At 72.8% G+C, this 20,686-nt stretch carries 18 protein-coding genes and 1 pseudogene; 12 read left to right on the forward strand and 7 right to left on the reverse strand.

All coding sequences use genetic code 11. From position 1 onward, the window contains the following. Nucleotides 1–105: 105 nt before the first annotated feature. Together ABD401_RS19080 and ABD401_RS19085 are read right to left on the reverse strand one after the other, a co-directional pair. Complete coding sequence (locus tag ABD401_RS19080) at nt 106–486, reverse strand: universal stress protein (RefSeq protein ID WP_344607664.1); 381 nt, start codon at nt 484–486, stop codon at nt 106–108. 23 nt (nt 487–509) lie between these two features. After that, nucleotides 510–1,982, reverse strand: a complete 1,473-nt coding sequence (locus tag ABD401_RS19085) for a bifunctional aminoglycoside phosphotransferase/ATP-binding protein (RefSeq protein WP_344607666.1) — start codon at nt 1,980–1,982, stop codon at nt 510–512. A 134-nt stretch (nt 1,983–2,116) separates the two neighbouring features. Between ABD401_RS19085 and ABD401_RS19090 the strand changes: the two genes are divergently transcribed. Together ABD401_RS19090 and ABD401_RS19095 are read left to right on the forward strand one after the other, a co-directional pair. Next, nucleotides 2,117–3,838, forward strand: coding sequence for a sensor histidine kinase (locus ABD401_RS19090; RefSeq protein WP_344607668.1), 1,722 nt, complete (start codon nt 2,117–2,119; stop codon nt 3,836–3,838). Next, on the forward strand, nt 3,820–4,494 hold the full coding sequence (locus tag ABD401_RS19095) for a response regulator (protein WP_344607669.1): 675 nt from the start codon (nt 3,820–3,822) through the stop codon (nt 4,492–4,494). The genes ABD401_RS19090 and ABD401_RS19095 overlap by 19 nt, the downstream gene beginning before the upstream one ends. Nucleotides 4,495–4,586: 92 nt before the next feature. On the opposite strand, the gene ABD401_RS19100 is transcribed toward ABD401_RS19095, so the two are convergent. After that, the gene (locus ABD401_RS19100) at nt 4,587–6,260 is read right to left on the reverse strand and encodes a SulP family inorganic anion transporter (RefSeq protein ID WP_344607671.1); all 1,674 of its coding nucleotides are present in this window, start codon (nt 6,258–6,260) and stop codon (nt 4,587–4,589) included. Between the two features lie 154 nt (nt 6,261–6,414). On the opposite strand from ABD401_RS19100, the gene ABD401_RS19105 reads away from it, so the two are divergent. From ABD401_RS19105 to ABD401_RS19110, 3 genes and pseudogenes are all read left to right on the forward strand, one after another. Beyond that, nucleotides 6,415–7,278 (forward strand): universal stress protein, encoded by an 864-nt coding sequence (locus ABD401_RS19105; protein WP_344607673.1) that lies wholly within the window; start codon nt 6,415–6,417, stop codon nt 7,276–7,278. Nucleotides 7,279–7,287: 9 nt separating this feature from the next. Further along, nucleotides 7,288–7,494: pseudogene (locus tag ABD401_RS25120) on the forward strand (universal stress protein); the annotation flags it as partial. A 101-nt stretch (nt 7,495–7,595) separates the two neighbouring features. Continuing rightward, a complete protein-coding gene (locus ABD401_RS19110) occupies nt 7,596–7,847 on the forward strand; it encodes a hypothetical protein (RefSeq protein WP_344607675.1) in 252 nt (83 codons plus the stop codon). On the opposite strand, the gene ABD401_RS19115 is transcribed toward ABD401_RS19110, so the two are convergent. Next, entirely contained in the window at nt 7,848–8,747 is a 900-nt protein-coding gene (locus ABD401_RS19115) for a universal stress protein (protein ID WP_344607677.1), read from the reverse strand. Between the two features lie 98 nt (nt 8,748–8,845). Between ABD401_RS19115 and ABD401_RS19120 the strand changes: the two genes are divergently transcribed. From ABD401_RS19120 to ABD401_RS19135, 4 genes are read left to right on the forward strand one after another with little or no spacing between them, the layout of a single operon-like run. Beyond that, complete coding sequence (locus ABD401_RS19120) at nt 8,846–9,397, forward strand: PAS domain-containing protein (protein ID WP_344607679.1); 552 nt, start codon at nt 8,846–8,848, stop codon at nt 9,395–9,397. Next, on the forward strand, nt 9,394–10,647 hold the full coding sequence (locus ABD401_RS19125; RefSeq protein WP_344607681.1) for a methyl-accepting chemotaxis protein: 1,254 nt from the start codon (nt 9,394–9,396) through the stop codon (nt 10,645–10,647). The genes ABD401_RS19120 and ABD401_RS19125 overlap by 4 nt, the downstream gene beginning before the upstream one ends. Before the next feature lie 29 nt (nt 10,648–10,676). Continuing rightward, the gene (locus ABD401_RS19130) at nt 10,677–13,055 is read left to right on the forward strand and encodes a phosphoketolase family protein (protein ID WP_344607683.1); all 2,379 of its coding nucleotides are present in this window, start codon (nt 10,677–10,679) and stop codon (nt 13,053–13,055) included. After that, on the forward strand, nt 13,052–14,146 hold the full coding sequence (locus tag ABD401_RS19135; RefSeq protein ID WP_344607685.1) for an acetate/propionate family kinase: 1,095 nt from the start codon (nt 13,052–13,054) through the stop codon (nt 14,144–14,146). Before ABD401_RS19130 ends, ABD401_RS19135 begins: the two co-directional genes overlap by 4 nt. A gap of 16 nt (nt 14,147–14,162) precedes the next feature. Here the strand turns inward: ABD401_RS19135 and ABD401_RS19140 are convergent, their stop codons facing one another. From ABD401_RS19140 to ABD401_RS19150, 3 genes are read right to left on the reverse strand one after another with little or no spacing between them, the layout of a single operon-like run. Beyond that, the gene (locus ABD401_RS19140) at nt 14,163–15,395 is read right to left on the reverse strand and encodes an acetyl-CoA hydrolase/transferase family protein (RefSeq protein WP_344607687.1); all 1,233 of its coding nucleotides are present in this window, start codon (nt 15,393–15,395) and stop codon (nt 14,163–14,165) included. A 37-nt stretch (nt 15,396–15,432) separates the two neighbouring features. Beyond that, nucleotides 15,433–16,962, reverse strand: a complete 1,530-nt coding sequence (locus tag ABD401_RS19145) for an aldehyde dehydrogenase family protein (RefSeq protein WP_344607689.1) — start codon at nt 16,960–16,962, stop codon at nt 15,433–15,435. After that, nucleotides 16,959–17,960 (reverse strand): DUF2889 domain-containing protein, encoded by a 1,002-nt coding sequence (locus ABD401_RS19150; protein WP_344607691.1) that lies wholly within the window; start codon nt 17,958–17,960, stop codon nt 16,959–16,961. Before ABD401_RS19150 ends, ABD401_RS19145 begins: the two co-directional genes overlap by 4 nt. Before the next feature lie 30 nt (nt 17,961–17,990). On the opposite strand from ABD401_RS19150, the gene ABD401_RS19155 reads away from it, so the two are divergent. The 3 genes from ABD401_RS19155 (at nt 17,991) to ABD401_RS19165 (ending at nt 20,549) form a co-directional block, all read left to right on the forward strand. Next, nucleotides 17,991–18,917, forward strand: coding sequence for a TIGR03621 family F420-dependent LLM class oxidoreductase (locus ABD401_RS19155; RefSeq protein ID WP_344607693.1), 927 nt, complete (start codon nt 17,991–17,993; stop codon nt 18,915–18,917). Between the two features lie 43 nt (nt 18,918–18,960). Next, the gene (locus tag ABD401_RS19160; protein WP_344607695.1) at nt 18,961–19,806 is read left to right on the forward strand and encodes a mycofactocin-coupled SDR family oxidoreductase; all 846 of its coding nucleotides are present in this window, start codon (nt 18,961–18,963) and stop codon (nt 19,804–19,806) included. 98 nt (nt 19,807–19,904) lie between these two features. Beyond that, on the forward strand, nt 19,905–20,549 hold the full coding sequence (locus ABD401_RS19165) for a TetR/AcrR family transcriptional regulator (protein ID WP_344607697.1): 645 nt from the start codon (nt 19,905–19,907) through the stop codon (nt 20,547–20,549). Nucleotides 20,550–20,686: the final 137 nt, after the last annotated feature.

The raw sequence follows: 20,686 nt of genomic DNA on the forward strand, positions 1-20,686 counted from the left end.
TCCAGTCTGGCGGTCGGCGGGCGGCGAAACAGGTGCAGATCGGACCGAATCGGGATGGACCAAAGTCCCTCGCGAACCGGGTCCTCCGTCAGGTCGCCGGGCCGGTCACCGGGCCGGGACGATGAGGACCGGGGTGGTGCCGCGGCGGACGCAGGCCTCGCTGACCGAGCCGAGGAGCGTGGTGGCGAGCCCGCCCTTCCCGTGACTGCCGACGACGAGCAGGTCGGCGTCGCGGGCGGCGTCGAGCAGGACGTCGGCGGGCTTGCCGGCGACGACGCGGGTCGTGATCCCCGGCGCAGCGCCCGGGTGGTGCGCGAGGACGTCCTGCAGGTCGCGGTGCAGCTGCTCCGTCGCCGCCTCCTCGGACGGGTCGGCGCAGACCACCTCCAGCCGCGCGCCGGTGCCCGCCGCGTGCCGGACCGCCCAGTCCAGGGCGCGGCGGCCGCCGGCCGAGCCGTCCACGCCGACCACCACGAGCCGCTCCATGGCGTCCTCCACTGCCGGCGACCTCAGAGAGCGCCGAGGACGACGTCGACGGCGTGCTTGTGGGCGTCCGCGAGCTCGCCGCCGGTGTCGACGGGGACCGCGTCGGACCAGGGGTCGGCGTTCGCGCGCATCGCGGCGGCGATCTCGGCGTTCGCGTCGGACGGTCCGCGGCGGCCGACCATGCGGGCGTCGGCAACCTCGGCGGGGGCGACGCACTGCAGGCCGACGAGGACGGCGGCGGTGCGTTCCGCGAGGTCGCGGGCCTGCGCCCGCGGTGCCGCCGAGGTCCACGACCCGTCGAGGATCACCGACCGGCCGTGGGTGAGCAGCGCCTCGGCGCGTTCCATCACGGCCGCGTAGGTCGCGGCGATGTGCTCGGGCGCGTAGAGCCCGTCGCCGTAGCCGGCCGGTGCGGGGGTGTCGGGGTCGAGGCCGGCGAGCTCCTTGCGGACGCGGTCGGTGCTGATCACCGTGCAGTCGAGGTCGGCCGCAATCGCGTGGGCGAGCGTCGACTTGCCCGTGCCGGGCAGCCCACCGACGAGGATCAGGCGCACCGTCCCCGCCGCGAGGTGGTCGCGGCAGAGCTGGGCCAGCGCGCGGGCGGCGGCCGGTGCCTCGGGGTCGCCCTGGCGGGCGCGAACGCAGGTGACCTTGGCGCGGACCAGCGCGCGATACGCCTGGTAGTGGTGCACGAGCGAGGCGGGCGCGTCGTCGCCGGTGAGCCGCCGGTACTCGGTCAGCAGGAGCCGGCCGAGTTCGGGGGCGCCGAGGCGTTCGAGGTCCATCGCGAGGAATGCGATGTCGTCGATGCGGTCCACGTGACGCAGGTGGTCGTCGAACTCCAGGCAGTCGAGGATCTGCGGTCCCTCGGGCAGCAGGAAGATGTCGTCGGCGAGCAGGTCCCCGTGGCCGTCGACGACGGCGCCGGCGGCGATCCGCGCGTCGAACAGCGCGGTCCGCCCGTCGAGGTAGCGAATCGCCGCGGCCTCGATCGCGTCCACGTCGTCGGTCCCGAGCGGTGCGTCGGGCCAGGACGCGATGAGCTCCCGGAGTTCGGCGATGCTCGACGCCCAGTTGGCGCGGATCGCCGCGACGGTCGCGTCGGCGTCGATGTCCGGGCGTCGGTCGCAGCCCGCGTGGAAGTCGGCGATGCGGCGAGCGATCTCGGTGAGCACCGCACCGTCGGCCCGGCCCTCCCGCGCGAGCGTGGCCAGCCGGGTCTCGGGCGGCATGCGGCGCATGACGATGACGGGCTCGGTGGCGTGCCCGTCGGGCAGGTGCAGCTCGGCCACGCCGAGGTAGGCCTCCGGGGCGAGGCGGCGGTTCAGCTCGACCTCGCGCCGGCAGACACGGTCGCGTTCGGCCACCGAGGTGAAGTCGCAGAACCCCAGGTCGACGGGTTTCTTCACCTTGTACGCGCGGTCGCCGAGGAGCAGCACCACGCCGGTGTGCGTCTCGTGCACCTGCGCGAAGGGGATGACGCTCGGTCCGGGCACGGCCGGCCTCCTCGGGGTTGCGGCTCGGGAGAAGGCTGCCCTTTCCCTGCGCGCGTGAACAGGGCCGCCCGGCACGGACCCGCCGGGCCGGTGGTCCCTGGTGCGGCGATTCCGGGGTCCGGCATGCTGATCGGGTGACCGGTCCCGAACCGTCCTCCGAGCTGCCGCAGGTGCCGCTGCTCGAATTCGACCAACTGCTCTCGCAGCTGGTCGACCGCGCTCAGGAGCTGATGGGCACACAGAGTCGCCTTCGGGGGCTGCTGGCGGCGAACACGGCCATCATCGGCAACCTCGCGCTGCCCGTCGTGCTGCGGCGGATCGTCGAGGTCGCGTGTGAGCTGGTCAACGCCCGGTACGGCGCGCTCGGCGTCCTGGCCCCGGCCGGCGGGCTGGAGCAGTTCATCCACGTCGGCATGGACGACGACGCGGTCGAGCGCATCGGTCACCTCCCCGCGGGCAAGGGACTGCTCGGTGCGCTGATCGACGAGCCGCAGCCGATTCGCCTGCAGAACATCGGGGACGATCCGCGGTCGGTCGGCTTCCCCGCGAACCACCCCCCGATGGCGAGCTTCCTCGGGGTCCCGATCCGCGTCCGTGACGAGGTGTTCGGCAACCTCTACCTCTCCGAGTCCGCCTCCGGTCGGTTCTCGGAGGACGACGAACGCGTCGTCGTCGCCCTGGCCGCCACCGCCGGTGTCGTCATCGAGAACGCGCGCCTGTTCGAGCAGGCCAAGCGGCGGCAGGACTGGCTCCGTGCCTCCATGCGGATCCAGCAGCGGCTGATGGCGCCGGGCGGGGAGAACCCGCTGGAGCTGATCGCCCGTCAGGCACTGACGCTCGCGGAGGCGGACCTCGTCTCCGTCGTGCTCCCGTCCTCCGATCCGGACGTGCTGCAGGTCGCGGTGGCCGCGGGCGAGCGGGGCGCGGAGATCGTCGGGTACGCGTACCCGCGCGCGGACTCGATCGTGGGGCTCGCGCTGGAGACCGGGCGCCCGGTGATGCTCGGCGACGCCGCGACCGAGGAACGGCACGTCGTGCACCTGACGCGCGTCCTCGAGGTCGGGGCCACGATGGTCGTCCCGCTCATCGGCACGGTGGGCACTCGCGGGGCGTTGACCGTGGCGCGCCAGCGCGGGCGGCGGCGCTTCGACGACGCGGATCTCGACATGGCGCTCGCGTTCGCGAACCACGCCGCGGTCGCGCTGGAGCTGGCCGACGCGCGCGTGGACCAGGAGCGCGTACTCCTGCTGGAGGACCGCGACCGGATCGCCCGCGACCTGCACGACCACGTGATTCAGCGGCTCTTCGCCGCCGGCATGACGCTGCAGGGCGCAGCCGGGCTCCGGGAGAGCGAGCGCGCGGCGCGGATCGACCGCGTCGTGACGGACATCGACGACGTCATCGCGCAGATCCGAACCTCGATCTTCGGTCTGCGCGGCACGTCGGGGCAGAAGCCGGCGACGCCGCGGGCGCGGATCCTCGAGGTCGCCGCGGAGACCACCGCGGTGCTCGGGTTCGAACCGCGGGTCCGGTTCGGCGGGCCCGTCGACACGATGGTCGGGCCGGAGATGGCGGACGACCTCGTCGCCGTCGCACGCGAGGCGTTGAGCAACGCCGCCCGGCACGCCCAGGCGACCGCGGTGGAGCTCTCGCTGACGGTCACGGCCGAGGCGCTCACGCTGGAGGTCGTGGACGACGGTGTCGGGCTCGGGGAGTCCGCGCGCCGCAGCGGCCTGGAGAACATGCGCGTCCGCGCCGAGCAGTACGGCGGCACCCTGGAGGTCGGGCCCGCCCCGGCCGAGCACACGACACCGAACCGCGAAGGGACACACCTGCGATGGACGATTCCGCTGTGAACCCGGAGGCGGACGAGCAGATCACCGTGTTCCTGCTCGACGACCACGAGATCGTGCGGCGCGGGATCGCCGACCTGCTCGAGGCCGCGCCCGACATCTCGGTCGTCGGCGACGCCGGCACCGCGGCGCAGGCGCTGCCGCGCATCAAGGCACTTGAGCCGAAGGTCGCCGTCCTCGACGGGCGACTCCCGGACGGCAGCGGCATCGACGTCTGCCGTGACGTGCGGTCCGCCGTCCCCGGGACGCGCTGCATCATCCTCACCTCCTACGACGACGACGACGCGATCCTCGGCGCCGTCATGGCCGGCGCCGCGGGCTACCTGCTCAAGGAGATCAAGGGCAGCAACCTCGTCGACGCGATCCGGCAGGTCGCCGCGGGCCACTCACTGCTCGACCCGGCTGTGACCGAACGGGTCCTCACCCGCCTCCGCGAGGGCGACAAGGTCGACCCCCGCTGGGAAGCCCTGACGGCCCGCGAGCGCGAGATCCTCGACCTCGTCACCGAGGGCATGACGAACCGTGAGATCGGCGAACGCCTCTTCCTCGCCGAGAAGACCGTCAAGAACTACGTCTCCGTCATGCTCACCAAGCTCGGCATGGAGCGCCGCGCCCAGGCCGCGGTCTTCGGCGCCGAGATGCGCAAGAAGGAGCAGTAACCCCGGACGCCGACCCTGCACTGGAGATGACATCTCCAGTGCACATGTGGGGGTCGGCCCCTGCACAAGAGATGTCATCTTCAGTGCAGGGGCTACGGGTGGTTCTGGAAGGCGGCGACGGCGGTCGGGAGCGTCGGGAAGAGGTGGTCGGCGCCGATGCGGTCGGTGAGGCCGGAGGCGTCGAGGTCGCGGCGGAGGTCCTGCTTCACCTGAGCCATGGCGAGCACCACACCCTGGGCCTTGAGTTCGGTGTGCAGGCGGGCGAGCACCTCGGCGGCGGTGACGTCGATCTCGACCATCGCCTCGACGTTCAGCACGACCCAGCGCGGCGGTGGTTCGGCGCCGCGGTAGGCGTCGAGCAGACGGCGGTGGAAGTTCTCCGCGTTCGCGAAGAACAACGGTGAGTCGTAGCGGTACACGAGCAGACCGGGGACGGTCTCCGCGTCGGGGTAGTCGGCGACGTCGTGCATGCCGGCCAGGCCCGGGACGAATCCCTGCACCGCGTCGTGCGGGCGGGCCACGCGGCGGAGCAGGTCGGCCAGCGACAGGACGACGGCCGCGAGGATGCCGTCGCGGACGCCGAGGGTGAGCACGGCCGCGGTCGTCGCGAGCGCGAGCAGCAGTTCGCTGCGCCGGAAGCGGTTGAGGTAGCGGAACTCGCCGATCTCGATCAGCCGCACGGCGGCGTAGAGGACGAGCGCGCCGAGCGCCGCGACGGGGAAGTCCGCCAGCACGTCGCGCAGGAGCACGAGCGTGAGGACCACCGTGGCCGCGGCGGCCAGGGAGTGGAACTGGGTGCGGCTGCCAACCGCGTCGCCCAGCGCGGTCCGGCTCCCGCTCGAGCTGACGGGGAACCCGCCGGCCGCGGCGGCGCCGAGGTTCGCGGCGCCGAGCGCGGTGAGCTCGCGACCGCCGGCGATCGTCTGGTTGCGCCGGCTCGCGAAGGCCCGTGCGGTCAGGACGTTGTCGGTGAAGCCGACGACGGCCAACCCGATGGCGGGGGCGATCAGCAGACGGACGTCGTCGCCCTCGATCAGGCCGAGGTCCGGGGACGCCGGGGCGCCCGGGAGCGAGCCGACGACCGCGATCCCGTGCCGGTCCAGGTCGAAGAGCGCGACGACGGCGGTCGCGCCGAGCACGGCGACGAGCGCTCCGGGCACCTGGGGCCGCCATCGCTGCAGCGCGATCATCAGGACGAGGACCGCCGCCGCGAGGGTCAGGGTCGGGCCGTGGAAGTCGGCGCGGTGCCGCCACCAGCTGTCGAGCTGCTCGGCGATGGATTCGCCCTCGATCGGGGTGCGGGTGACGTTCTTCAGCTGACCCACCGTCATGAGGACGGCGACGCCGGCGAGGTAGCCGACCAGCACGGGCTTCGACAGCAGGTCGGCCAGGGCGCCGAGCCGGGCCGCGGAGGCGATCAGGCAGATCGTGCCGACCATCGCGGCCAGCAGGACGGCGAGGGCGGCGTAACGGTCGGGCGAGCCGGCCGCGAGGGGCCCGAGGGCGGCCGCGGTCATCAGGGCGGTCGTGGACTCCGGGCCGACCGAGAGCTGGCGCGAGCTGCCGAGCACCGCGTAGACGGTCAGCGCGGCGACAGCCGCCCACAACCCGGCCGCGGGCGGGAGGCCGGCGACCTGGGCGTACGCCATCACCTGCGGGATGAGGTACGCGGCGACGGTCACACCGGCGGGCACGTCGTGACGCAGGTCGGCACGACGGTAGCCCCGCCACCACGGCGGCGCGACACTCTCGGCGGGGCGGAACACCGGACCAGCATTCCGGATGCCGCACCCGGTTCGGCAGAGCCCGGGAGTCATACCGGGAGGTGACCATCGGCCCTGCGGATCCGGGCGGAGTGGACCTGACCTCGGGGCGGTCCCGGGAGCGACGCTGGGAGCACCTCGAACGAAGGACATGGTCATGACGCTCTCGACGTCGCCCCGCGTGGTCGTCGGCTACGACGGCACTCCCACCGCCCGGGCCGCGCTGGCGGTCGCCGCCCGCGAGGCCGCCCGCCGCGGTCGGACGCTGCTGATCGTCCACGCCGAGGACGAGGGTTGGGACCTCGTCCGCAACGGCGAGCAGGGCCTGGATCCGCTCGCCGAGGCCGTGGAACTCGTCGGCACGACCCTGCCCCGCGGGCGCGTGACCGTGCTGGACCGGCTCGGCCCGGCGGCGACGGTGCTGTGCGAGCAGGCCGAGAACGCGGAGCTGCTCGTCGTCGGCCGCGGCAACGTGGGTCTGCTCGCGGTGCTGATGGGCTCGGTCGCGATCGACGTCGCGTCGAACGCGTCCTGTCCGGTGCTGGTCGTCGGCGACGGCGGATCCGCCGCCCCCGAGACCGGGCCGGTCGTCGCCGGGGTCGACCGCCACCACGCCGAGGAGGTCCTCGAAGCCGCGTTCCGGGAGGCCGAGCTCCGGGGGGCACCGCTGCTCGTCGTCCACAGCTGGAGCAGCCTGCACTGGCTCGGGCCGGACGGCCTGGTGACCTTCGACGCCGACTCCGAACTCCTGCGCGAGCAGCACCTCGACTGGCTGCACGACCTCGTCGACCGGTACGCCGGCAAGCACCCCGACGTCGAGGTGACCCAGGCGCCGCGCGAGGGCCGCGCCGCCGATGTGCTCCTGTCCGCGAGCGGCGGTGCCGGCCTGATGATCGTCGGCACCCGCGGCCGGGGTCCGGTGAGGGGGATGCTCCTCGGCTCCGTCGGCCAGAAGCTCGTCCGCCACGCCCGCTGCCCCGTCCTGGTGGTCCGTGGCGACGACCCCGAGCGCACGACGTAGGAGCCGGCGATGGAGACGAATCGGACCGTCGTGGTCGGACTGGACGACAGCCCCAACGCCGCGCACGCGTTGCGCTGGGCCGCCCATGAGGCGAGGGCGCGGGGCTGGGCGCTGCGCCTGGTCCACGGCCTGCCCGCGCCGGCGGCCGGCGCCGACGACGTGGCCGGGAAGACCGCCCGCGCCGCCGGTGAGGCGATGCTCGCCGAGGCCGCGGCCCGGGCCCGTCGGACCGGGGTCGCGGCCTCGGCTGGACCGTCGTCGACCGGCCCGCGGCGGCGACCCTCGTCGAGCACTCCGAGGACGCCGCCCTGCTCGTGGTGGGTGCCCGGGACGGGGGAGCACGACTGGGACGCGGCAGCGACTCCGTCGGCGCGCACGTCAGCCGGTTCGCCCGGTGCCCGGTCGTGGTCGTCCCGCCGGATGCGCCGGTCGGCTCCGGCACCGCGGAGGAGGACCTGCTCGTCGTCCCGGCGCCGGACCCCGGCGCGGACCTGAGCAGCGCCGAACTGGTCGAGCTGACGACGCTGCGGCATGCGCACTGCCCGGTCGTGTTCGTCCGGGCGCAGTAGTCAGGCGGGCGCGCCGGTGCCCGCGGGCACGACGAGCACCGGTCGGTGCGCGTGATGCAGCGTCGCCATGGCGACGCTGCCGAGGAGCAACTCCCGCACGGTGCTCCGGCCCCGCGAGCCGACCACGACGACGCCGGCACGCAGTTCCTGGGCGCTCTCCCGCAACTCGCCGGCGATCCCGCGGGCGAGCGGTGGCTGACGCGCCGGGCGCCGCAGCCGGGCGACCTCGCGGTCGGGGAGCGTGGCGGTGTCGAGGTCCGTGGCCTCTTCGTCGGACCCGACGGCCGCGACCACGACCTCCCGGTCCGGGAACAGGTCCGCGGCCGTCCGCAGCGCCGCGCGAGCGCCGTGCGACCCGTCCCAGCCGACGACGACGGGGCCACGCGCGACCGCTTCGTACTCCGCGCTCAGCAGGGGTTGCGGCACGACCAGTACCGGCGCCGGGCTGTGGTGCACGACGAGGTCGGAGACGCTGCCGAGTGCCGCCGGGGCGCCGGCGAGGCCGCGGGACCCGGTCACCACGAGGTGGGCGCCGAGTTCCTCGACGACCGACGCGAGGGCGATCCCCTCACCCCCGAACGTGCGCTGCCGGACGGTGCCGGCCCGCCAGCCGACGGCCTGGGCGAGGGCGGCCCCGGTCCGGGTGACGAGCCCGGCCTGGTGCGCGCCCTCCCGCTCGATCGCGTCGGCGAACTCCGTCACCGACGACACCTGCCGGCTCAGGTGCTGCCGGGCACCCGGGTCCAGGGGAGGGGCGGTCCACAGGTAGGTGACGGCGGCCTGCGCGGTGGGGACCAGCTTGGCGGCGACGTCGATGGCGGCGTTCGCGCCGAGCGACCCGTCGTATGCGACCACGACGCGGGCCCCGGCCTGCGTGTCCCACGTGAACCCGTCGATCATCCGCTGCTCCCACGTCCGTCGGCGGGCCGAGTCTAGGGCTCAGCTCCCGTGATCAGCGGCCGATAGGGATCGCGGAACCGCCGTCCCCAGGGGAAGAGATGCGCACTGCGATCACACCAACCGGTCAGGAACGCACCTTCGACGACGACGAGATCATCGTCAGCAAGACCGACCCCCAGGGTCGGATCATGTACGTCAACGACGTCTTCCTGCGGGTCTCGGCCTTCGCGGAGGACGAGCTGATCGGGCAGCCGCACAACATCATTCGGCACCCGGACATGCCGCGGTCGGTGTTCCGGCTCCTGTGGGAGACGCTCGGGTCCGGGCGTGAGCTGTTCGCCTACATCGTCAACCTCGCGGCCGACGGCGCGCACTACTGGGTGCTCGCGCACGTCACGCCGACCTTCGACGGCCGCGGGCAGATCGTCGGGTTCCACTCGAACCGGCGCACCGCGGCCCCGAGCGCGCTGGCGCAGGTCGAGCCTGTGTACGCCGAGCTGCTGCGCGAGGAGCGCCGGCACACGAGCGCCCCGGCGGCCGCCGCGGCGGGCGCGCGCCTGTTCGCCGACAAGCTGGCCGAGCAGGGACTGAGTTACGACGAGTGGGTCTGGTCCCTCGACACCGAGCGCCTGACGGGAGCCGCCCGATGAGCACGACCGCGACCACCGCTGCGACCGCCGCGCTGCCCACGCAGACCGGTCCGGCCGAGGCCCCCGACCGGCTCGCGGAGCTGGAGGCCGAGCTCGCGCAGTACCGCAACGCGGTGCGCGCCGTCGCCGACGTCTGCCGGTCGGCCGCCGCCGGTGACCTCGAGCCTCGCGTGCCGAGCCTCGGTGAGCAGGACGACCTGGTGACGGTCCGTCAGGCTCTGAACCACATGCTCGACCTGACCGACGCGTTCGTCCGTGAGGCGGGGGCCTCTCTGGAGTACGCGTCGGACAAGCGCTTCTTCCGGCGCTTCCTCGTCCGCGGCATGCGGGGCTCGTTCCGCGCCGGGGCCGAGACGATCAACCGGGCGACGTCCGAGATGGCCGGCGCCGAGGAGCGCATCGCCGCGGCCGAGACCCAACGTCGGCAGATCGCCACCGACTTCGAGACCGCGATCCTCGGGGTGGCCGAGTCCGTCGCGGCCGCCGCGGCGGAGCTCGAGTCCACCGCGCGTGGCCTGGCCGGGACGGCGGAGTCCACCGCGACCCGCGCCGACCGCGTCGCGGCCGGTTCGGTCGAGGCCTCGCAGGCCGTCACGTCGGTCGCCGCCGGCGTCGAGGAGATGGTCGCGACCGTCGGCGAGATCGAGAAGCAGGCCAACCGGTCCAAGGCCGCCAGCGACGTCGCCGTCGCCGACGCCGAGCGTGCGGACGAGACCGTGCGCAGCCTCGCCCTGGCCTCGCGCGAGATCGAGACCGTCGTGTCCGTCATCAACCACGTCGCGAGCCAGACCCGGCTGCTCGCCCTCAACGCCACCATCGAGGCGGCGCGCGCCGGCGAGGCGGGCAAGGGCTTCGCGGTCGTCGCGAACGAGGTCAAGGAACTCGCCGCCCGCACCGGGGAGGCGACGAGCCAGATCGCTGCGCAGGTCGAGCAGATCCAGGCGACGACCGAGCGCACCGTGACCGCGATCGCGGGCATCACCAACGCGATGCGCGACATGGGTTCCAGCGTCGCCGCGATCGCGGGTGCGGTCGGGGAGCAGGAGCAGGCCACCGCGGAGATCAGCCGCAACACCCAGGCCGCGGCGGCGGTGACCGAGACCCTCTCCGTCGACGTCACCGAGATCACGACCAGCACCCGCGAGACGAGCGTCGCCTGCAGCGACCTCACCACCGCGGCCCTGGAGCTCTCGAAGCTGTCCTCGACGCTGCGGGCGGAGATCGACCGGTTCCTCGCTCAGCTGGCCTGAACTGTTCGGCATGATCGATCCGGGGCAGGATGCTCCTCGTGGCAACGTCAACGGTGAGCGAAGAGGACCTGGCCCGGATCGACGCCTACTGGCGGGCGGCGAACTACTTGTCGGTGGGGCAGATCTACCTGCTCGACAACCCGCTGCTGCGGGAACCCCTGGCGCCCGAGCACGTCAAGCCACGGCTGCTCGGGCACTGGGGGACGACCCCAGGCCTGAACCTGCTCTACGCGCACCTGAACCGGGTGATCCGCGAGCGGGACCTCGACGCGATCTTCGTGACCGGTCCCGGGCACGGCGGACCGGCTCTGGTGGCCAACGCCTACCTCGAGGGCACGTACTCCGAGGTGTACCCCGCGGTCGGGCAGGACGTCGACGGCCTGCGCCGGCTGTTCCGTCAGTTCTCCTTCCCCGGCGGCATTCCGAGCCACGTCGCGCCTGAGGTGCCCGGCTCGATCCACGAGGGTGGGGAACTCGGGTACGCCCTCGTCCACGCCTTCGGTGCCGCGTTCGACAACCCGGACCTGCTCGTCGCCTGCGTCGTCGGTGACGGTGAGGCGGAGACCGGCCCGCTCGCCGCGAGCTGGCACTCGAACAAGTTCCTCAACCCGGCGCGCGACGGCGCCGTGCTGCCGATCCTGCACCTGAACGGGTACAAGATCGCCGCCCCGACCGTGCTCGCCCGGCTGCCCGAGGAAGAGCTCGAGGCGTTGTTCGTCGGCCACGGCTACCGGCCCTACGTCGTCGCCGGCGACGACCCGGCGACGGTGCACCGCGAGCTCGCGCTGACGCTGGAGACGGTGTGCGACGAGATCGCCGAGATCCAGCGCCGGGCCCGCACGGGCGGCGACCGTACCCGGCCGCGGTGGCCGATGGTCATTCTCCGGACGCCGAAGGGCTGGACCGGCCCGAGTGAGGTCGACGGCCGTCAGGTCGAGGGCACGTGGCGCTCGCACCAGGTGCCGCTGGCCGAGACGCGCTCCGACGAGAACCACCGCGCCCAGCTGGAGCAGTGGCTGCGCTCGTACCGGCCCGAGGAACTCTTCGACGAGACCGGGGCCCTGCGCCCGGAGCTGCGCGCCGTCGCCCCGTCGGGGACGCGGCGGATGAGCGCCAACCCCGTCGCCAACGGCGGCGTGCTCCTCAAGGACCTGGCGATCCCGGACTTCCGTTCCTACGCGGTCAAGGTCGCGGCGCCGGGGGAGTCGTTCAGCGAGCCGACCCGCGTGCTCGGCGGACTGATCCGCGACGTGATGGCCGCGAACCCGACGAACTTCCGGATGACCAGCCCGGACGAGACCGCGTCGAACCGCCTGGCCGCGGCCTTCGAGGTCACCGACCGCACCTGGCTCGCGGAGACCGTCGACGGGGACGACCACCTCTCGCCCGACGGCCGGGTGATGGAGGTGCTCTCGGAGCACCTGTGCCAGGGCTGGCTCGAGGGCTACCTGCTGACCGGCCGGCACGGCCTGTTCAACTGCTACGAGGCCTTCATCCACATCGTCGACTCGATGTTCAACCAGCACGCGAAGTGGCTGAAGGTGACCCGGGACATCCCGTGGCGGGCACCGATCGCGTCGCTGAACTACCTGCTCTCCAGCCACGTCTGGCGGCAGGACCACAACGGCTTCTCCCACCAGGACCCGGGCTTCATCGACCACGTCGTGAACAAGAAGGCCGACGTCATCCGCGTGTACCTGCCGCCGGACGCGAACTGCCTGCTCTCGGTGATGGATCACTGTCTGCGCAGCCGGAACTACGTGAACGTCGTGGTGTCCGGCAAGCAGCCGACGCCCGACTGGCTCGACATGGAGTCGGCGATCGAGCACTGCACCCGGGGCATCGGGGTGTGGGACTGGGCGAGCGTGGGCGCCGACGACCCCGAGGTCGTGCTCGGCTGCGCCGGTGACGTGCCGACGCTCGAGGTGGTCGCGGCCGCGGCTCTGCTGGGCCGGCACCTGCCGGACCTGCGGGTGCGGGTGGTCAACGTCGTCGACCTGATGCGGCTGCAGGACGAGCACTCCCACCCGCACGGGCTGTCGTCCCGGGACTTCGACGCGCTGTTCACCACCGACAAGCCGGTCATCTTCGCCTACCACGGCTACCCGTGGCTGATTCACCGGCTGACGTACCGTCAGACCAACCACGACAACTTCCACGTCCGCGGCTACATCGAGGAGGGCACCACCACGACGCCGTTCGACATGGTGATGCTGAACAACCTCGACCGGTTCCAGCTCGTCGTCGACGTTCTCGACCGGGTGCCGCGCCTGGCGGAGAGCGCCGGCGTGCTGCGTCAGCGCATGCTCGACGAGCGGATTCGCCACCGCGCCTGGACACGGGACCACGGCGAGGACCTCCCGGACGTGCGCAGCTGGCAGGTCCCGGACGACGACGCCACCTCGTGACCGCACGGGTCCTCGTCGTCAATCCCGGCTCGTCCAGCCTGAAACTCCGGGTGCTGGCCGGGGCCGACGTCGTGGCCACCGCGGATCTGGGGGCTATCGGCGACCTCGACGCCGACGTCCTGCGCGGCCTTGCGGCGGGCGGAGAGATCGACGCCGTCGGGGTCCGGGTGGTCCACGGCGGTGAGCGGTACGTCCAGCCGACGGTGGTGGACGCACAGGTCGAAGCGGGCCTGGCGGAGCTGACCAGCCTGGCGCCGCTGCACCAGCCGCAGTCGCTGGCGGCGATCGCGATCGTCCGGCAGCTGCTACCCGCCACCCCGATGGTCGCCTGCTTCGACACCGCGTTCCACGCGACGATGCCGGCCGCGGCGTCGGTGTACCCGATCCCGCCCGAGTGGCGGGAGAAGTGGGGGCTGCGCCGCTACGGCTTCCACGGCCTGTCGTTCACCTACGCCGCGGAGTCGGCGCCGCGGGTGGCGGGCCGGTCGCCGGGGGACTGCCGCAGCGTGATCTGCCACCTCGGCGCAGGTGCCTCGCTCTGTGCGGTGCGGGACGGGCGCTCCATCGACACCACGATGGGCTTCACCCCGCTCGACGGCCTGGTGATGGCGACGCGGTGCGGGGCGCTCGATCCGGGGCTGCTGCTCTGGCTCCAGGAGAGCGGTCACCTGACGGAGCGTGAGATCGCTGGGGCCCTGGAGCACCGGTCGGGGCTGGTCGCCCTCGCGGGCACCACGGACCTGCGCGAGATCTTCGCCGGCGAGGCCGCGGGCGACGAGCGGTGCCGCGTCGCGCTCGAGGTCTACATCCATCGCCTCGTCGGCGGCATCGCGGAGATGGCCGCCGCTCTCGGCGGGCTGGACGTCCTCGCGTTCACCGCCGGGGTGGGGGAGAACAGCGTCGACCTGCGCGCCCGCGTCGCGGAGCGCCTCGCGTTCCTCGGCGTCGCCCTCGATCCCGGCCGGAACGCCGACGCCCGCGGGGACGTCGACATCTCGGCCGACGAGGCGGCGGTGCGGACCGTCGTCGTCCGGGCCCGTGAGGACCTCGTGATCGCCGCGGGCGTCCGCGCGGCGCTGGGGCTCGGCTGACCGGGTCCGCGCCGGGTCAGGACAGACGCAGCCCCAGCGCACGGCCCGCCTCGCGCAGCGACTCGCGGGCGTCGGGGTGCGCGGCGTGCTCGACGATGTGCCGGGCCTGCTCGTTCGCGTCGTGACCCCAGATCGGGGCCGCGCCCTGCTCGGTGACGATGAAACTGTGCTGGAACGAGGTGACCGAGCCCAGCTGCGGGACGACCGTCGAGCGGTCGGCCTTGGGGTGCCACGAGGGCAACGCGATCACGGCCCGTCCGCCCGGTGAGTGCAGGGCACCGACGACGAAGTCGGTCTGCCCACCGAACCCGGAGTAGATCTCGCCGCGCACGCGACTGGCGTTGGCCTGGCCGTAGAGGTCGACCTCGAGCGCGCCGTTGACCGAGATCAGCGCAGGGTGGGAGGCGATGACGCCGGGGTCGTTGGTCTTCTCCGACCGCAGCAGCACGACGCGCGGGTTGCGCTCGGTCCACGCGTAGAGCTCGGGACTGCCGAACACGAAGGACGCGGTCACCGGCCGGGTCTCGTCCAGCGCCCCGGCCTCGTGCAGACGGAGCACACCGTCGCTGAACATCTCCGACCACACCGCGAGTCCCCGCCGCGTCGACAGCGCGCCGAGCACCGCGTCCGGGATCGCGCCGATCCCCAGCTGCAGCGTCGCGCCGTCGGGCACCATGTGGGCGACCCGTTCGCCGATGGTCCGGGAGGTGTCCGCGACCGGCCGCGGGACGGGCGAGCCGAGCGCCTCCTCGGCCTCCAGGACGTAGTCGATCTCGTCGCACGCGAGGACGCCGTCGCCGAAGACGTACGGCATGTGGGGGTTCACCTGCGCCACGACGATCCCGCCGCGCGCCCGGGCCGCCTCGACGGCCGCGGGGAGGATGTTCACCTCCGTGCCCATCGAGACCGTCCCGTCCCGCGGCGTCGAGCAGTGCAGCAGGACGATGTCGGGGACCAAGGTCTGCTTGAGCAGGAGCGGGACGAGCGAGAGCCGGGACGGGAAGTACCGCAGCCGCGGACTGCCCCGCATTCCCGCACCGACGAACGGCGTCTCGAGGTCGACGCCGTCACGGTCCGGCAGGCCGGGCTGCGCGTTCAGCACGAACAGGCGGTAGCGGGGCAGAGCCCGGTCGGCCACGGCCAGCAGCGCCCGCGGCGTCGCGAAGTTCCCGCTGGCGACCACCCGCGGGCACTCGGTCGGCAGACCACCGAGGATGGACACGAGCTGCTGCTCGGACACGACCCGCATGCGATCCGCCTTCCCCGCCGGTGAGCGGGTGAGGTTACTACCGGCCGCGCAGCCCGAGCCGGCGGCGCCAGTCGCCGGCGGCCATCATGCGCATCGCCTTCGCCTGCATCGTCGCCTTGCGCTTGGAGATCGGGAACCAGTAGACCTCGGACTTCAGCGCGACGCGCTCGGAGATCTGGGCCTGGGGCCGGCAGAACTTGAGCACCGCGTTCGCGCCGCCGAGGCGGGTGCCGATGCCCGACTCCTTCCAGCCGCCCATGGGCAGGGTCAGCTGGAACAGGTTGCTCAGCACGTTGTTCATGTTGACCGCGCCGGCCTGGAGCTGGTCGGCCACGCGCTGGGCACGGTCGGGGTTCGAGCTGAACACGCTGGCCGAGAGGCCATAGGGCGAGTCGTTCGCGAGGCGGACCGCCTCGTCCTCGTTCGCGACCTTCATGATCGGCAGCGTCGGGCCGAACGTCTCGTGGCGCATGCAGTCCATCGAGTGGTTCACGTCGGCGATCACGGTCGGCTCGAAGAACTGACCCGACGACCGGCGCTTGCCGCCGGTGGTGATGCGCGCGCCCTTGGCCTTCGCGTCCTCGACGTGGGTCTCGATGATCTGAAGCTGGTCCTCGGTCGCGATCGCGCCGATCTCGGTGGCGAACTCGCCGGGGGCGTCCATGCCGACGCGGATCCCCGCGACCTTCTCGGTGACCTTGCGGACGAACTCGTCGTAGATCGGCGCCTCGACGTACACACGCTCGACGGAGATGCAGGCCTGACCCGCATTCAGAAAACCTCCCCACGCGGCGGCGGAGGTCGCGCGGTCGAGGTCGGCGTCGGCGAGGACGATCATCGCGTCCTTGCCGCCGAGCTCGAGGCTGCACGGGATCAGCCGCTCGCCGCAGCGGGCCGCGATGCGCTTCCCGGTGCGCGCGGAGCCGGTGAACATGACCATGTCGACGGCGTCGACGACCGCGGCGCCGGTCTCACCCGCGCCGGTGACGACCTCGAGCACCGGCGGGGCGCCGATGTCCTCGCGCCACCCGCGGACGACCTCGATCCACGACAGCGGCGTGTACTCCGACGGCTTGGTCAGCACGGTCGCGCCGGCGAGCAGGGCGCCGACGACGTCGAGCAGCGGGTTGCCGATCGGGCCGTTCCACGGGGTGATCAGGCCGACGACGGGGTACGGCCGGTAGACGACGCGCATCTTCTTCGTCGCGCCGGCGGGGCTGTGCGGCGAGACCTTGCGCGGGGCGAGGAACTCGGGGCCGTTCTTCGTCAGGTAGCTGATGATGTCGACGCCGAGCGCGGTCTCCATCGACGCGTCCGCCCAGCTCTTGCCGGTCTCGGACTGCACGAGCTCGCCGAGCCGCCGCTCGTTGTCGAGCAGCCAGTCGCGCCAGTCGCGTAGGTGCTTGCCGCGCGCCTCCGGGCCGAGTGCCTCCCACGCGGGCTGGGCCTCGCGCAGTTTCGCGGCGACGGCGCCGACCTCGTCGCGCGTCTGGTTGGCGACGGTGCCGACGATCCGGCCGTCGGCCGGGCAGCGCACCTCGATCGGGGCGGGAGCGGTGGTGGTCATCGAACCTCCTGGTCGAGAGCCGCGGCGAGGAGCGGGACCGCGTCGAGCCCGCGGAACGTGTCGTTCAGATGGGTGCAGCCGGCGACGCCGGTCAGGCGCGTCCGGACGGGGGTCTCCAGGTTGCCCAGCGTCGCACCGAGCAGTTGTTCCCCGGAATCGGTGACGGAGTTGCAGTCGTCCCACGGCAGCGTGTGGGCGTCGACCTGCACGGCCGTGACCTCGAAGGTCTCGGCGTCGGCGCGCGCCGCCAGTGAGTACTCGTGCACGACCTCAGGCTCACCCTCCACGGGCAGCCACACGTCGCGGAAGTGCGCGTCGATCACGAGGTCGCCGCCGTCGCGCCGGACGTCGAAACGTCGGCTGCGTCGGGTGAAGTCCGCGCTCGGGGTGTCGGTGACGTGCCAGGCCCAGGGGTCGTCCGGGCGGGAGATGTCGGTGGGCGCCGGGCCGGTGGGCTTGGGGAAGCGGCCGGCGTGGATGTCGACCTCCTGCGTCCCGCCGGCGGACCAGCCGCGGCAGACGTTGAGCAGGAACAGCAGTTCCTTGGGCTGGAACGGGTACACGCCCGCCTCGACGACCGGGATCCCGGCGCCGAGAAATGCGCCGGGGAAGTCGTCGAGGATCCGGTGGGTCAGCCCGTTCCGCTCGTGGGCCGGGATCAGCGGGTGCAGCGCCCGTCGCCAGCCGGCGGGCACCGCGGCCCCGACGAGGGCGTCGTACGCGCTGGGCTTACGGACCTCCGCGACCACGCCGTGCAGCGGGGCGAGGACGACCTCGACCTCGGCGGTGGCGAGCACACGCGGCTCCCCGGCCGCCGGGGTGAACAGGTCGCGGCCGGAGCCGAGCATCGTCGTCGGCCCGGCCGGCCCGTCGAAGCGGAAGGAGTCGATCCAGGTCGTCCGGCGCACGGAGTTCGGCGCCCGGTCCGGGGTCTGCGCACGCTGGTCGTGCACCCCGTGCCGGGGGTGCAGACGACGAGTCTGGGCAATCTCGACCACGATTTACCTTAACCCAATAGGTTGGGAGGCGTGAGTGTCTTCCCCCGACCCTTCCGCTTCGGCGTGATCAGCCTGGGCAACCACGCCCGGCCCGCCTGGGAGGACTTCGCACGCCGCCTGGAGGCGACCGGTTTCGCCGTCCTGCACGTGCCGCAGCACTTCTCGCTGCCCGTCGCGCCGGCCATTCCGGCCCTGGCTCTCGCGGCCGGGGTGACGTCCACGCTGACGCTCAGCACCCTCGTCCTGGACAACGAGGTGACGCATCCCACGGTCGTCGCCCGCGACGCGTCGTGGCTGGCTGCGATGTCGGACGGCCGCTTCGAGCTCGGCCTCGGCGCCGGCTGGCTGCCCGCGGACCACGAGGTGATCGACGCGCCCTGGCGCCCGGCCGCCGAGCGGGTCGACCGGGTCGAGGAGGCACTCGCGATCCTGCGCGCCTACGGCGACGGGCCGCTCGACTTCGACGGGAAGCACTACCGGGTCCGCGGCCTGGAGAACGTTCCCGTCCCGCACACGCACCGGATCCCGCTGCTGCTCGGCGCCGGCGGGCCGCGCATGCTCCGGCTCGCCGCCGCGCACGCCGACATCGTCGGGATCACGCCGCGGATCCGGGCCGGCCGCGTCGACCGGGCCGCTGCGCGGTCGATGACCCTGGACGCCGTGCTCGACCGCATCGACGTCCTGCGCGAGACCGCCGGCCCCCGCTTCGCCGACCTCGAACTGCACCTGACGTTGACCGCGGTGATCGATCCCGCCGACACCGACCGGCTGGAGCGGACCGCCGATGCGTTCGGCACCACCGTCGAGGGGCTCCGGGACGTCCCGACCGTCCTCGTCGGCGACCCGGCCGACATGGCCGACCAATTACGTGTCCTCCGCGAGCGGACGGGCATCACGTACATCTCCGCGTTCGAGGACGTGGCTCGCCGCCTCGAGCCCGTCCTGAACCTGCTCTGACGCACACCCCGCCTCTCACCCCCGCCACAAAGGAGAAACAGCAATGGGCAAGCTCGACGGCAAGGTCGCCTTCATCACCGGGGCCGCCCGCGGCCAGGGCCGGTCGCACGCCATCCGCCTCGCGGAGGAGGGTGCGTCGATCGTCGCGCTCGACATCTGCGAGCAGATCCCGACGGTCTTCTACCCGATGGCCACCAAGTCGGACCTCGACGAGACCGTCCGTCTGGTCGAGGAGGTCGACGGCCGGATCCTTCCCGTCGTCGCCGACGTGCGCGACCGCGCCGCGGTGCAGGCCGCCTACGACGCGGGCGTCGCCGAGTTCGGGCAGATCGACATCGTCGTCGCCAACGCCGGGATCATGCCGGTCATCAACGAGGGCGAGCGGCTGCAGGCCTGGACCGACGGCATCGACACCCTGCTCACCGGTGTCTGGAACACCATGGACGCCGCCGTGCCGGACATGAAGGCCCGTCAGAGCGGCTCGATCATCATCACGAGCTCCAGCGCGGGTCTGACCGGCATCGGTCTGAACACCTCCCCGGGCCAGGCGGCCTACGTCGCCGCGAAGCACGGCGTCGTCGGCCTGATGCGCCTCTACGCCTCGCAGCTCGCGAAGTACAACATCCGCGTCAACACGATCCACCCGACCGGTGTGAACACGCCGATGGTGGCGAACGAGCAGTACGGCGCGTTCGTCATGGCCAACCTCGAGGTGGCCGCCAGCCCGCTGTACCAGAACCCGATGCCGGTCGACCTGATCGAGCCCGTCGACATCAGCAACGCGGTCGTCTACCTCGCGTCGGACGACGGCCGTTACGTCACCGGCCACACGATGGTGGTCGACGCCGGCTACATCAACCGCGGTGTCCCGCGGACGCCCCCGGCCTGACGACGCGCGCGGCCGGCCGTCGGGATCCGGCGGCCGGTCGTGTCCGGGCTAACATCCCCGGGCAAGGAGCACTGTCGGCGGCACGGGAGGACGGACGAGTGGCACGGCCTTCGTCGCCGATGATCTCCCGTGAGCTCGCGATCAAGACGACGCTGGAGCTCATCGACGAGGAGGGCTACGACGGCTTCTCGCTGTCGAAGCTGGCGCGCCGGATGGGCGTGCGCACGCCCTCGCTCTACTACTACTTCGAGAACCGCGACGACGTCCTGCAGGAAGCGGCCCGTGAGCTGCTCAAGGAGGCGCCGGTCCCGCCGTACCCCGCCGACGGGGACTGGCAGCAGTGGTTCGTCGACCTCTGCGTCCACACGTACCGGCTGATTCTGCGCCACCCCCGTGCCGCCGGGCTGGTCTTCTCCTACTTCCCCAACACCGTCATCGTGCCCTCGCACGAACGCGGCGCGCAGCTGCTGACCGAGGCCGGCGTCGCGGTCGAGGACCAGTGGCCCGTCATGCGCGGCATGGAGAAGCTGATCTTCGGCCTCGCGTTCGGCGACGCCCAGGCCGAGGTCAGCGGCCGCCCCAGCGCCCCCAACGGCGGCCAGCGCGAGCAGTTCCCCGCGTTCAGCTCCGCCGTCGACGCGAGCCCCACCGGCGAGGAGCTGATGGTCCGCGCCCTCCGCCTCTACCTCGCCGGCGTCGCCACCGCCGCGGGCCAGTCGGCCCCCAGGAAGCGCAAGCGCTGAGGCCGTCCCCCTCCCCGCTTCACCAGCCACCCCGCGCCCTTCGCCAGCTGAGCCCCTGCCTCACCAGGCGGGACGGCCGGTGGAGCGAGGCCTCAGCTGGTGAAGCGGCGGCGGCGCGACGGCTGCGGCCGGCGAGG

The sequence above is a fragment of the Sporichthya brevicatena genome (assembly GCF_039525035.1).
Lineage (GTDB): Bacteria > Actinomycetota > Actinomycetes > Sporichthyales > Sporichthyaceae > Sporichthya > Sporichthya brevicatena.

Coding starts and splice junctions, on each gene's coding strand:
- ABD401_RS19080 (WP_344607664.1), bottom strand. CDS start 486: ATGGAGCGGCTCGTGGTGGTCGGCGTGGACGGCTCGGCCGGCGGCCGC.
- ABD401_RS19095 (WP_344607669.1), top strand. CDS start 3,820: ATGGACGATTCCGCTGTGAACCCGGAGGCGGACGAGCAGATCACCGTG.
- ABD401_RS19105 (WP_344607673.1), top strand. CDS start 6,415: ATGACGCTCTCGACGTCGCCCCGCGTGGTCGTCGGCTACGACGGCACT.
- ABD401_RS19115 (WP_344607677.1), bottom strand. CDS start 8,747: ATGATCGACGGGTTCACGTGGGACACGCAGGCCGGGGCCCGCGTCGTG.
- ABD401_RS19120 (WP_344607679.1), top strand. CDS start 8,846: ATGCGCACTGCGATCACACCAACCGGTCAGGAACGCACCTTCGACGAC.
- ABD401_RS19125 (WP_344607681.1), top strand. CDS start 9,394: ATGAGCACGACCGCGACCACCGCTGCGACCGCCGCGCTGCCCACGCAG.
- ABD401_RS19130 (WP_344607683.1), top strand. CDS start 10,677: ATGCTCCTCGTGGCAACGTCAACGGTGAGCGAAGAGGACCTGGCCCGG.
- ABD401_RS19140 (WP_344607687.1), bottom strand. CDS start 15,395: ATGCGGGTCGTGTCCGAGCAGCAGCTCGTGTCCATCCTCGGTGGTCTG.
- ABD401_RS19145 (WP_344607689.1), bottom strand. CDS start 16,962: ATGACCACCACCGCTCCCGCCCCGATCGAGGTGCGCTGCCCGGCCGAC.
- ABD401_RS19160 (WP_344607695.1), top strand. CDS start 18,961: ATGGGCAAGCTCGACGGCAAGGTCGCCTTCATCACCGGGGCCGCCCGC.